10 protein-coding genes are annotated in these 12811 nt (G+C 71.2%); 7 read left to right on the top strand and 3 right to left on the bottom strand.

The genetic code is table 11. The features are described 5' to 3' along the window. The 3 genes from SAVERM_RS38075 to SAVERM_RS38065 are packed head-to-tail and all read right to left on the bottom strand — an operon-like array spanning position 1 to position 3605. Positions 1-999, bottom strand: a complete 999-nt coding sequence (locus SAVERM_RS38075) for an ABC transporter permease (RefSeq protein WP_010988813.1) — start codon at positions 997-999, stop codon at positions 1-3. After that, entirely contained in the window at positions 992-2032 is a 1041-nt protein-coding gene (locus tag SAVERM_RS38070) for an ABC transporter permease (protein WP_010988812.1), read from the bottom strand. The genes SAVERM_RS38075 and SAVERM_RS38070 overlap by 8 nt, the downstream gene beginning before the upstream one ends. Before the next feature lie 55 nt (positions 2033-2087). Next, the gene (locus tag SAVERM_RS38065) at positions 2088-3605 is read right to left on the bottom strand and encodes a sugar ABC transporter ATP-binding protein (protein WP_010988811.1); all 1518 of its coding nucleotides are present in this window, start codon (positions 3603-3605) and stop codon (positions 2088-2090) included. A gap of 261 nt (positions 3606-3866) precedes the next feature. On the opposite strand from SAVERM_RS38065, the gene rhaI reads away from it, so the two are divergent. From rhaI to SAVERM_RS38030, 7 genes are all read left to right on the top strand, one after another. After that, positions 3867-5027, top strand: coding sequence for an L-rhamnose isomerase (gene rhaI / locus SAVERM_RS38060; RefSeq protein ID WP_010988810.1), 1161 nt, complete (start codon positions 3867-3869; stop codon positions 5025-5027). 156 nt (positions 5028-5183) lie between these two features. Next, positions 5184-7223, top strand: coding sequence for a bifunctional rhamnulose-1-phosphate aldolase/short-chain dehydrogenase (locus SAVERM_RS38055; protein ID WP_010988809.1), 2040 nt, complete (start codon positions 5184-5186; stop codon positions 7221-7223). 5 nt (positions 7224-7228) lie between these two features. After that, positions 7229-8665, top strand: coding sequence for a rhamnulokinase (locus tag SAVERM_RS38050; protein ID WP_037650915.1), 1437 nt, complete (start codon positions 7229-7231; stop codon positions 8663-8665). A gap of 70 nt (positions 8666-8735) precedes the next feature. Continuing rightward, complete coding sequence (locus tag SAVERM_RS38045) at positions 8736-9491, top strand: (Fe-S)-binding protein (protein WP_010988807.1); 756 nt, start codon at positions 8736-8738, stop codon at positions 9489-9491. Further along, the gene (locus SAVERM_RS38040; RefSeq protein ID WP_010988806.1) at positions 9488-10963 is read left to right on the top strand and encodes a LutB/LldF family L-lactate oxidation iron-sulfur protein; all 1476 of its coding nucleotides are present in this window, start codon (positions 9488-9490) and stop codon (positions 10961-10963) included. The genes SAVERM_RS38045 and SAVERM_RS38040 overlap by 4 nt, the downstream gene beginning before the upstream one ends. Next, positions 10960-11622, top strand: coding sequence for a LutC/YkgG family protein (locus tag SAVERM_RS38035; RefSeq protein ID WP_037650917.1), 663 nt, complete (start codon positions 10960-10962; stop codon positions 11620-11622). Before SAVERM_RS38040 ends, SAVERM_RS38035 begins: the two co-directional genes overlap by 4 nt. Before the next feature lie 32 nt (positions 11623-11654). Then, positions 11655-12809, top strand: coding sequence for an ABC transporter ATP-binding protein (locus SAVERM_RS38030; RefSeq protein ID WP_010988804.1), 1155 nt, complete (start codon positions 11655-11657; stop codon positions 12807-12809). Positions 12810-12811 lie beyond the last annotated feature (2 nt).

The raw sequence follows: 12811 nt of genomic DNA, 5'->3' as shown, positions 1-12811 counted from the left end.
TTACGGAGTCGGGGTCGGAGTTGAGGGGGCTCTGCGCCCCGCCCTCGCGACGGAGATCTGCCGTGCGACCCGCGGGCCGAGCACGGAGACGACGAGCAGGACGCCGGTGACGACGATCTGCGACTGCGCGGAGACATTGACGAGGCTCATCACGTTCTGGAGCGCGCCGAGCAGGAAGACTCCCGCGATCGCGCCGCCGAGCGTGCCCTTGCCGCCGTCGAAGTCGATGCCGCCGAGCAACACGGCCGCCACGACGGAGAGTTCGAGCCCGGTGGCGTTGTCGTAGCGGGCGCTGGCGTAGTGCAGGGCCCAGAGGACGCCGGTGAGCGAGGCCATCAGGCCGGTCAGGGTGAACAGGATCAGCTTCTGGCGCTTGACCCGCAGGCCCGCGAACCGGGCGGCCTCCTCGCTCGCGCCGATCGCGAACAGCGACCGCCCGAACGGGGTGGCGTGCAGTGCGACCACCGCGATGGCCAGCAGCACGAGGAAGGGCAGGAAGGCGTACGGGAGGAAGGTGTCGCCGATGCGTCCGGCCGCGAAGTCCAGGTACTGGGTGGGGAAGTCGGTCACCGCGTCCGAGCCGAGCACGATCTGCGCGATGCCCCGGTAGGCGGCGAGCGTGCCGATGGTGACGGCGAGGGAGGGCAGCCCGAGCCGGGTCACCAGCAGGCCGTTGACCAGCCCGCAGACGACTCCGAGGAGGAGGCAGAGCGGGATGATCGTCTCGATCGCCATGCCCTGGTTCCACAGCGCGCCCAGCACGGAACCGGAGAGCCCGGCCGTCGACGCGACCGACAGGTCGATCTCACCCGCCACGACGAGCAGGGTCATCGGCAGGGCGATCAGCGCGATCGGCAGGGTGTTGCCGATGAGGAACGACAGGTTGAGGCCGTTGCCGAAGCCGTCGACGAAGCCGAAGGACAGCAGCAGTACGACCACGAGGAGCGCGCCGACGACCGTGTCCCAGCGGATGGCCCGCGTCCAGTTGGAGTCAGCCATGACGGGCGTTCCTCTTCTTCAGGGCGGCCGCCACGCGCAGGGCGACGATCCGGTCGACCGCGATGGCGAGGATGAGCAGGATGCCGTTGATGGCGAGCACCCACACGGAGCTGACGCCGAGGGCCGGCAGCACGCTGTTGACGGAGGTGAGCAGCAGCGCGCCGAGAGCGGCCCCGTAGACGCTGCCGGACCCGCCGGTGAAGACGATGCCGCCGACGACGACCGCGCTGACGACGGTGAGTTCGTAGCCGTTGCCCGTACCGGAGTCGACGTTCCCGAACCGGGCCAGGTACAGCGCGCCCGCGAGCCCGGCGAGGCCTCCGCAGAAGGTGTACGCGGCCAGGATCCGCTTGCGGACGGGCATGCCGGCGAGGCGGGCGGCCTCGGGGTTGGAGCCGAGCGCGTACAGCTCGCGTCCGCTGCCGAAGTGCTTGAGGTAGTAGGCGGTCGCGATCAGCACGGCCAGGGCGATGAGCGCGAGCCAGGGCACGGCCGAGATGCCGCCGGAGCCGAAGTCCACGAAGCCGCCGGGGAGGTCGGCCGCCGTGATCTGGCGTGAGCCGACCCAGATGGAGTCGATGCCCCGGATGATGTAGAGGGTGCCGAGGGTGACGACGAGTGCGGGCACCTGGCCGAGGCTGACGAGGAGTCCGTTGAGCAGGCCGAAGCCGACGCCGAGCAGGACGGCCAGCACGATGGCGACGACGGGGTTTCCGCCGCCCTGGAGATACGTACCGGCCGCGAAGGCGCTGATGCCGAGCGTGGAGCCGACCGACAGGTCGACGTTCCGGGTGATCACGACCAGCGACTGGCCGGTGGCGACCAGCACCAGGATGGTCGCGTTCAGCAACAGGTCCTTGATGCCCTGTTCGGACAGGAACTCGCTGTTGCCCGCCTGAGTGAGGGCGATCATCACCAGGAAGACGGCCAGGATGGCGAGTTCGCGCATCTTGAAGACACGGTCGACCAGCCGCGTGCCACTGGACTCGGGCACCTCGGCGGCGGGGGCGGGATTGGGCGCGGTCACCGTCATGCGGCGGCCCTCCAGGCGGCTGTCGGCGTCGTAGGGGCAGCCCGCTCGATGGCGGTCATGCGGCGGCCCTCCCGGTGGCCGCGGCCATCACGGATTCCTCGGTGGCTTCGGAGCGCGGGATCTCGGCGGTGACGCGGCCCTCGTGCATCACGAGCACGCGATCGGCCATGCCGAGGATCTCGGGCAGATCGGAGGAGATCATCAGGACGGCCACTCCGTCCGCGGCCAGTGCGGAGAGCAGCCGGTGCACCTCGGCCTTCGTACCGACGTCGATACCGCGGGTCGGCTCGTCGACGATCAGCACCCTGGGACCGGTGGCGAGCCACTTGGCGAGGACCACCTTCTGCTGGTTGCCGCCGGACAGCGTGGAGACGGCGTCGGCGATGCGCGCGTACTTGACCTGGAGCTTGGCGGCCCAGTCGAGGGAGCGGCTGCGCTCGGCGCCCCGGTCCACGAGCCCGGCCCGGACGGTAGTCCGCAGTCCGGTGAGCCCGATGTTCCGCTCGATGGACATGTTCATCACCAGCCCCTGGGCGCGCCGGTCCTCGGGGACGAGGGCGAGCCCGGCGGCCATGGCCGTGGACGGGGCTCCGTTCGTCAGCCTGCGTCCCTCGACCTCGACCTCGCCCGCGTCCCAGCGGTCGATGCCGAAGACGGCCCGTGCCACCTCCGTGCGTCCCGCGCCGACGAGCCCGGCCAGGCCGACGATCTCGCCGCGCCGGACGTCGAAGGAGACGTCGGTGAAGACGCCCTCCCTGGTGAGGCGGCGCACGCTCATCGCCACCTCGCCCGCCCGCACCTCCTGCTTGGGGTACAGCTCGTCGAGGTCGCGGCCGACCATCCGCCGTACGAGGTCGTCCTCCGTCATGCCGTCCAGCGGTTCGCTGGAGATCAGGGCACCGTCGCGCAGGGTGGTGACCCGTTGGCAGATCTGGAAGATCTCCTCCAGGCGGTGCGAGATGAACAGCACCGCCGCGCCCTGCTCGCGCAGCGTGCGGACGACACCGAACAGACGCGCCACCTCGCTGCCGGTCAGGGCCGCGGTCGGCTCGTCCATGATCAGGACCCGGGCGTCGAAGGAGAGCGCCTTGGCGATCTCGACGATCTGCTGATCGGCGATGGACAGTCCGCGCGCGGGGCGTTCGGGGTCGAGTTCGACGCCGAGGCGCCGCATCAGCGCGGCGGTCGCGGCCCGGGTGGCCTTGTGATCGATACGGCCGAAGGAGCGGCGGGGCCGGCGGCCCATGTAGATGTTCTCGGCGATCGACAGGTCGGGGAAGAGCGTCGGTTCCTGGTAGATCACGGCGATGCCCGCGTCCCGGGCGTCGGCGGGACCGTGGAAGACGGTCGGCCGGCCGTCGAGCAGCACCTGGCCGGCGTCCGGTCGGTGCACCCCGGCGAGCGTCTTGATGAGGGTCGACTTCCCCGCGCCGTTCTCACCGGCGAGCGCGTGCACCTCGCCGGGGAACAGCTCGAGGGAGACGTCCCGCAGGGCGCGCACGGCGCCGAAGGACTTGGAGATGTCCTCGAGCGCCAGCACGGGGGCCGGACCCGTGTCGGACGGGTGGGTCATGGGGGCTCCTCGACGACGCCGGCGGGACTGCCCTCACCGCGTCGTGAAAGGTTTCAACTGGATTGCCGGGACGTTAGACAAGCCATCCAGGTCGCGTCAATGGGTACGGGTCGAAATTTTTCGATACTCGGAGGTCACCAAAGAGTCACGGGAAATGACTCATTCCCGAGGGCTTGACAGCCCCTCGGGCGACTCATAACTTCGCCTCCTGAATCGTTTCATACGTAAGTCTTCCACCCCCGAAGTCACAGGAGCCTTGACGTGACCGAGCTCGCCGCGGTGAAGGCCGCCCTCAAGACCCAGGCCGTAGAGACGCCGTCATGGGCGTACGGGAACTCGGGGACCCGCTTCAAGGTGTTCGCGCAGCCGGGAGTCCCCCGCACGCCCCAGGAGAAGCTCGACGACGCCGCGCAGGTGCACGCGTACACGGGTGCCGCGCCGACCGTGGCACTGCACATCCCCTGGGACCGGGTCGAGGACTACGCGAAGCTCGCCGAGTACGCCGAGGAGCGCGGGCTGAAGCTGGGGACGATCAACTCCAACACCTTCCAGGACGACGCGTACAAGCTCGGCAGCATCTGCCACCCCGAGGCGGCCGTGCGCCGCAAAGCCCTTGATCACTTGCTCGAGTGCGTCGACATCATGGACGCGACCGGTTCGAAGGACCTGAAGCTGTGGTTCGCGGACGGCACCAACTATCCCGGCCAGGACGATGTCCGTGAGCGCCAGGACCGCCTCACCGAAGGGCTGGCCACGGTGTACGAGCGGCTCGGTGACGACCAGCGGATGCTGCTCGAGTACAAGTTCTTCGAGCCCGCCTTCTACACGACGGACGTGCCGGACTGGGGCACGGCGTACGCGCACTGCCTCAAGCTCGGTGACAGGGCGCAGGTCGTGGTCGACACCGGGCATCACGCACCCGGCACCAACATCGAGTTCATCGTGGCCACACTGCTGCGCGAGGGGAAGCTCGGCGGCTTCGACTTCAACTCCCGCTTCTACGCCGACGACGACCTGATGGTGGGCGCCGCCGACCCCTTCCAGCTGTTCCGGATCATGTACGAGGTGATCCGCGGCGGCGGCCTCACGTCCGACGTGGCCTTCATGCTCGACCAGTGCCACAACATCGAGGCGAAGATCCCGGCGATCATCCGCTCGGTGATGAACGTCCAGGAGGCGACGGCGAAGGCGCTGCTCGTGGATCGTGAGGCGCTGCGGTCGGCGCAGCGGTCCGGGGACGTGCTGGAGGCGAACGCGGTCCTCATGGACGCGTACAACACCGATGTACGGCCGCTGCTCGCCGAGCTGCGCGAGGAGACGGGGCTCGACCCGGACCCGGTCGCCGCGTACCGGCGGTCCGGGTGGGCGTCGAAGATCGCCGAGGAGCGGGTGGGTGGTCAGCAGGCGGGCTGGGGAGCGTGATCGCAGCGCCGCGTCCACCGGGTGAGGCCGGTGGCGGGCCGCGGGCCACTGCGGCCGGCCGCGCCCACGCGGCAAAGCCGCGCTTCGGACACCGCCCCGGGCCCCCTCAGGGCGCCTCAGTACATGTACATCTCTTCCCGAAGGACTGATCACACCATGGCACCCCACCCCGAAGCCGCCGCTCTCCTCGCCCGGTCCCACCGGCTCGGCGCCGATCCTCGCAACACCAACTACGCCGGCGGCAACGCCTCCGCGAAGGGCACCGCCACCGACCCCGTGACCGGTGGCGACGTCGAGTTGATGTGGGTCAAGGGGTCGGGTGGCGACCTCGGCACGCTGACCGAGGCCGGTCTCGCGGTGCTGCGGCTCGACCGGCTGCACGCGCTGAAGGGCGTCTACCCGGGTGTCGAGCGCGAGGACGAGATGGTGGCCGCGTTCGACTACTGCCTGCACGGCAAGGGCGGTGCGGCGCCGTCCATCGACACGGCGATGCACGGACTGGTGGACGCGGCCCACGTCGATCATCTGCACCCCGACTCCGGTATCGCGCTGGCCTGCGCCGCCGACGGCGAGAAGCTGACCGCCGAGTGCTTCGGCGACAGCGTGGCGTGGGTGCCCTGGCGCCGGCCCGGTTTCCAGCTCGGCCTGGACATCGCGGCCGTCAAGGAGGCCAACCCGCAGACGATCGGGTGCGTCCTGGGCGGCCACGGCATCACGGCGTGGGGCGCCACGGCCGAGGAGTGCGAGCGCAACTCGCTGCACATCATCCGCACCGCCGAGGCCTTCCTGGCCGAGCGGGGGAAGGCCGAGCCCTTCGGGCCGGTGATCGAGGGGTACGCGGCGCTCGGCGCCCCCGAGCGCCGGGAGCGGGCGGCGGCGCTGGCGCCGTACGTCCGTGCCGTCGCCGCCCAGGACCGGCCCCAGGTCGGTCACTTCACCGACTCCGAGGTCGTCCTGGACTTCCTCGCGAGCGCCGGACACCCGCGCCTGGCGGCCCTCGGCACGTCCTGCCCGGACCACTTCCTCCGTACGAAGGTCAGGCCGCTGGTCCTCGATCTGCCGCCCACCGCCGACCTGGACACCGCGGTCGCGCGCCTGACGGAACTGCACGCCGAGTACCGGGCGGAGTACGCCGCCTACTACCAGCGGCACGCCCTGCCCGACTCCCCCGCGATGCGCGGCGCCGACCCGGCGATCGTGCTCGTCCCCGGCGTCGGCATGTTCAGCTTCGGCAAGGACAAGCAGACCGCGCGCGTGGCCGGCGAGTTCTACGTCAACGCGATCAACGTGATGCGCGGCGCCGAGGCCGTCTCGACGTACGCGCCGATCGAGGAGTCGGAGAAGTTCCGCATCGAGTACTGGGCCCTCGAGGAGGCCAAGCTCCAGCGGCTGCCGAAGCCCAAGCCGCTGGCGACCCGGGTGGCGCTGGTGACGGGGGCGGGGAGCGGGATCGGCAAGGCGATCGCCGAGCGGCTGGTGGCCGAGGGCGCGTGCGTGGTGGTCGCGGACCTCAACGCGGAGAACGCGGCCGACGTCGCCTCCGCGCTGGGCGGTCCCGACAAGGCCGTGGCCGTCACCGTCGACGTGACCTCCGAGGAGCAGATCGCCGAGGCGTTCAAGGCGGCGGTGCTGGCCTTCGGCGGAGTCGATCTCGTCGTCAACAACGCGGGCATCTCCATCTCCAAGCCCCTCCTGGAGACCACCGCGAAGGACTGGGACCTCCAGCACGACATCATGGCCCGCGGCTCCTTCCTCGTCTCGCGCGAGGCGGCCCGGGTGATGACACAGCAGAAGCTGGGCGGCGACATCGTCTACATCGCCTCCAAGAACGCCGTCTTCGCCGGCCCCGACAACATCGCCTACTCCGCGACCAAGGCCGACCAGGCCCACCAAGTACGGCTGCTGGCCGCCGAGTTGGGCGAGCACGGAATCCGCGTCAACGGCGTCAACCCGGACGGGGTCGTCCGCGGCTCCGGCATCTTCGCGGGCGGCTGGGGTGCCCAGCGGGCGGCGACCTACGGGATCGAGGAGGAGAAGCTCGGCGAGTTCTACGCCCAGCGGACCATCCTCAAGCGGGAGGTACTGCCGGAGCACGTGGCGAACGCCGTCTTCGCCCTGACCGGCGGGGACCTCACCCACACCACCGGCCTGCACGTCCCGGTCGACGCCGGCGTCGCCGCCGCGTTCCTGCGGTGACCGCTGTGCACACGTACGCCGCGGTCGACCTCGGCGCGTCCAGCGGACGCGTCATGGTCGGCCGCGTGGGCCCCGGCTCACTGGATCTCACCGAGGCGCACCGCTTCCCGAACCGGCCCGTCCGCGTGCCCGAAGGGCTGCGCTGGGACATCCTCGCGCTGTACGCGGGCGTCCTCGACGGGCTGCGGGCCGCGGGCCGGGTCGACTCGGTCGGCATCGACAGCTGGGCCGTCGACCACGGCCTGCTGGACGCCGACGGCGCGCTGCTCGGCAACCCGGTGCACTACCGGGACGCGCGCACCGAGGGGATCGCGGAGCAGGTGTGGGCCAATGTGCCCGCCGCCGAGCTGTATGCGGCGACCGGACTCCAGTACGCGCCCTTCAACACGCTCTACCAGCTGACGGCAGCCCGCTCCTCGGCCCAACTGGCGCACGCCGAGCGTCTGTTGCTCGTCCCGGATCTCCTGACGTACTGGCTGACGGGCGAGGCGGGCACGGAGCTCACCAATGCCTCGACGACCCAGTTGATCGACCCGCGGACGCGCGACTGGTCGTACGACATCGCCCGGCGGCTCGGCATCGACCTCGGGCTGTTCGCGCCGCTGCGCCGGCCCGGTGACCCGGCGGGCGTGCTGCGGCCCGAGGTGCTGGCGGAGACCGGGCTGACCGGGCCGGTCCCGGTGACGACGGTCGGTTCGCACGACACGGCGTCGGCGGTGGCGGCGGTGCCCGCCGTGCGCGAACGCTTCGCGTACATCTGCACCGGCACCTGGTCCCTGGCGGGCCTGGAGCTGGACGCACCCGTCCTCACCGAGGCGAGCCGGCTGGCCAACTTCACCAACGAGCTGGGCCTCGACGACACGGTCCGGTATCTGCGGAACATCATGGGGCTGTGGCTGCTCCAGGAGTGCGTACGGGAGTGGGGGGACCCGGACCTGCCGCAGTTGTTGTCCGCCGCTGCCGAGCAGCCGCCCCTGCGGTCGGTCGTGGACGCGGGGGACGCCGCCTTCCTGGCCCCCGGCCGGATGCCGCAGCGCATCGCCGACGCCTGCCGCGCCTCGGACCAGCCCGTGCCCGACTCCCCCGCGGGCATCACCCGCTGCATCCTCGACTCGCTCGCGCTCGCCCACCGCAGGGCCGTCGCCGAGGCGCAGTCCCTGGCCGACCACCCGGTCGACGTCGTCCACATCGTCGGCGGCGGCACCCGCAACGCACTGCTGTGCCAGCTCACCGCCGACGCCTGCGGGCTCCCGGTCGTGGCCGGTCCGGCGGAGGCGGCCGCGCTGGGCAACGTCCTCGTCCAGGCCCGGGCGGGCGGCCTGGTCGGCGACCGTGCGGCCATGCGCGAACTCGTCGCCCGCACCCAGCCCCTGGCGCGGTACGAGCCGCGCGGCGACCCCGCGCGGTGGCAGGCGGCCGAGGCGCGGCTCACCGGCAGGTGAACGGGTCTCCCCTCCGGCTTTCGCGCCGCGTACGCTGCACTCATCCGATGACCGAGCACAAGGAGCCGCGATGCGTGTCGCCCTGTTCCTGACCTGTGTCAACGACACGCTGTATCCGGACACGGGCCGCGCCGTGCTGAAGTTGCTGACCAGGCTGGGTGTCGACGTCGACTTCCCGATGGACCAGACCTGCTGCGGACAGGCCCACTACAACACCGGCTACCGGCATCAGGCGGAGCCGCTGGCACGGCATTTCTCCGATGTATTCGGGGAGTACGAGGCAATCGTCACGCCGTCCGGGTCCTGCGGCGCGATGGTGCGGGAGCTGTATCCGCGGATGGGTGAGCGGGCACGCGCCGAGGGCCGCGGGGACACACTGGCGAAGACCTTGGCGCCGGTCGTGCCGAAGACGTACGAGCTGACCGAGTTCCTGGTGGACGTGCTGGGTGTCACGGACGTCGGCGCGTACTACCCGCACACGGTGACGTACCACCCGACCTGCCACGGTCTGCGCAGCCTGGGGCTTGGCGACCGGCCGCGCCGACTGCTCCAGGCGGTCAAGGGGCTGGAGCTGCGGGAGCTGCCCGGCGCCGACGAGTGCTGCGGCTTCGGCGGCACCTTCGCCGTCAAGAACCCCGACGTGTCCGCGGCGATGGGCACCGACAAGGTACGCAGCGCCGAGTCGACGGGCGCCGAGGTGCTGTGCGCCGCCGACAACTCGTGTCTGATGCACATCGGCGGCACGATGGCCCGGCTGAGCACCGCAATGCGGCCGGTGCACATCGCGGAGATCCTGGCGAGCACGGAAGAGGAGCCGAGCGCATGAGCGGGACGTTCGTCGGGATGCCGGCCTTCCCTGAGGCGGCCCATGACGCGGTGAACAACCGGACCCTGCGCGGCAATCTGCGCCACGCGACCCATACGATCCGCGCCAAGCGTGCCAAAGCGGTCGCGGAAGTCTCGGACTGGGCCGCGCTGCGCGAGGCCGGCAAGCAGATCAAGGATCACACGCTCCGTCATCTCGACCGGTATCTGGTGCAGTTGGAGGAGTCGGTCACGGCGGCCGGGGGCACGGTGCACTGGGCGGCCGACGCCGACGAGGCCAACCGGATCGTCACCCGGCTGGTCAAGGAAACCGGCGAGACCGAGGTCGTCAAGGTCAAGTCCATGGCCACCCAGGAGATCGCCCTCAACGAAGCGCTCGAAGCCGAGGGGATCCGCGCCTACGAGACCGACCTCGCCGAACTCATCGTGCAGTTGGGCAAGGACCGCCCCTCGCACATCCTCGTCCCCGCCATCCACCGCAACCGCGGCGAGATCCGCGACATCTTCCGCTCCGAGATGGGCGCGTGGGGACGTCCGGCGCCCGAAGGCCTCACCGACACGCCCGCCGAGCTCGCCGACGCCGCCCGCCTCCACCTGCGCGAGAAGTTCCTGCGCGCCAAGGTCGGCGTCTCCGGTGCCAACTTCATGGTCGCCGAGACCGGCACACTGGTGGTCGTGGAGTCGGAGGGCAACGGCCGGATGTGCCTCACCCTCCCCGAGACGCTGATCTCGGTCGTCGGCATCGAGAAGATCGTGCCGACCTGGCAGGACCTGGAGGTGTTCCTCCAGACGCTCCCCCGCTCCTCGACGGCCGAGCGCATGAACCCGTACACCTCGACCTGGACGGGCACCACGGACGGGGACGGCCCGCGAACCTTCCACCTGGTCCTCCTCGACAACGGCCGCACCGACACGCTCGCCGACGAGGTCGGCCGCCAGGCGCTGCGCTGCATCCGCTGCTCGGCATGTCTCAACGTCTGCCCGGTGTACGAGCGGGCGGGCGGCCATGCCTACGGATCGGTCTACCCGGGTCCGATCGGCGCCATCCTCAGCCCTCAGCTCCGGGGCACCGCGAGCGAGATCGACGCGTCACTGCCGTACGCGTCCTCGCTGTGCGGCGCCTGCTACGAGGTGTGCCCGGTCGCCATCGACATCCCCGAGGTGCTGGTGCATCTGCGCGAGCGGATCGTGGAGGGCGGCCCCGTGACGCGGGAGGGCGCCAAGGTCGTACTGAAGCCGGCGAAGGGGCACGCCGCCGAGCGGGCCGCGATGCGCGGGGCGCGCTGGGCCTTCAGCCACCCGGGCGCCCTGCGCGCCGGGCAACGGCTCGCGTCCCGGACGCGCCGCTTCCATCCCCGTACCTTGCCCGGCCCGGGCAAGGCGTGGAGCGCGAGCCGGGACCTGCCGGAGGTGCCCGCGGAGCCGTTCCGCGACTGGTGGCAGCGTACGCACGGTGGAAAGGACGCGAAGTGAGCAGCAGGGACGTGATCCTCGGCCGGGTGCGGCGCGCGCTCGCCGACGTATCGGACGACACGCCGTACGAGCAGGCGGTCGACCGGAGCTATCTGCGCGAGCACGGTGCCCGGAGCGTCGCGGAGACGGTCGACCTGCTGGCCGAGAACCTGGCGGACTACCGGGCGATCGTGCACCGCTGCACGGCCGACGGACTGCCGGCGGTGATCGCCGGGCTGCTCGCGGACCGCGGCTCGACGTCGGTGCTCGTGCCGCCCGGTCTGGACGGGGAATGGCTGGCGGCGACCGGGGTCCCGCGCGTCCCCGACCGGGCCGACAGCACCGCGCACGAGCTGGACCGGGTCGACAGCGTGGTCACGGCGTGCACGGTGGCGATCGCCGAGACGGGCACCCTCGTGCTGGACGGCGGCCCGGAGCAGGGCCGCCGCCGCGTCACTCTGGTGCCGGACCACCACATCTGTGTCGTACGCGTGCCGGACCAGGTGGTCTCCTCGGTGCCCCAGGCCCTTTTGCGCCTCGACCCGACGCGCCCGCTGACCTGGATCTCCGGTCCGTCGGCGACCAGTGACATCGAGCTCGACCGGGTCGAGGGAGTGCACGGTCCGCGCATCCTGGAGGTGGTGCTGGTGAGCGGCCGGCCCGGGGCGGTCACGGCGTAGCGGCGTGCGACCGGCGCGGTTAGCGTGAGGTCATGATCCGGTTCGAACAGGTCACCAAGCGCTATCCGGACGGCACCACAGCCGTGGACGGCCTGTCCTTCGAGGTCGCCGAGGGTGAACTCGTCACGCTCGTGGGTCCGTCGGGCTGCGGCAAGACGACCACCATGATGATGGTGAACCGGCTGATCGAACCGACCTCGGGGCGGATCTTCGTGAACGGCGAGGACATCGCGGCGGTCGACCCCGTGCGGCTGAGGCGGCGGATCGGCTACGTGATCCAGCAGGTGGGTCTGTTCCCGCACCGGACGATCCTCGACAACACGGCGACCGTGCCCTCGCTGATCGGCTGGAAGAAGCCGAAGGCGCGGGCGCGCGCGGCCGAGCTGCTCGGCCTGGTGGGCCTCGACCCGAAGACGTACGGCGCCCGCTATCCGGACCAGTTGTCGGGCGGTCAGCGTCAGCGTGTCGGGGTGGCGCGGGCGCTGGCCGCCGACCCGCCGGTGCTGCTGATGGACGAGCCGTTCGGCGCGGTCGATCCGGTGGTGCGGGAGCAGTTGCAGGACGAGTTCCTGCGAATGCAGGAGGCGGTGCGCAAGACGGTGCTGCTGGTGACGCACGACATCGAGGAGGCGGTGCGGCTCGGCGACCGGATCGCGGTGTACGGGCAGGGGCGCATCGAGCAGTTCGACACGCCGGGGGCGGTCCTCGGAACGCCCGCCACGCCGTACGTCGCCGAGTTCGTGGGCGCCGACCGCGGGTTGAAGCGGCTGTCGGTGACCGAGATCGAGGCGGACGATCTCGAACAGCCGCCGATCGCCCGCCTCGACGAGGCCGCCGAGCGGACGGCTGCCCGGCTGAACGCGGAGGGCGCCCGCTGGGCGGTCGTCCTGGACGCCGGGGGCGACCTGCACGGCTGGGTCGGCGTCGACGAGCTCGGCGCCGGCGGCGCCGTGCGCGATCTCGCCCACCGGATGAACTCCTGGGTGCCGGTGGGCGCCCCCCTGAAGGAGGCCTTCGGTGTGATGCTCCAGCACGACGCGGGCTGGGTCGCCGTCCTGGACGGGGCACGTTTCCTGGGCGTGCTGACCCCGGCCAAGCTCCATGAGGCGCTGCGCCGTTCGGTGGACGCGGACGCGCTGGGTGTGCCGCGCGGGCAGGTGTCGTTCGACTCGGTCGCGGATGCCTAGGG

Source organism: Streptomyces avermitilis MA-4680 = NBRC 14893, from assembly GCF_000009765.2.
Lineage (GTDB): Bacteria > Actinomycetota > Actinomycetes > Streptomycetales > Streptomycetaceae > Streptomyces > Streptomyces avermitilis.
Note: the sequence above shows the minus strand (reverse complement) of the source record. Positions and strands in the feature narration are given on the sequence as shown.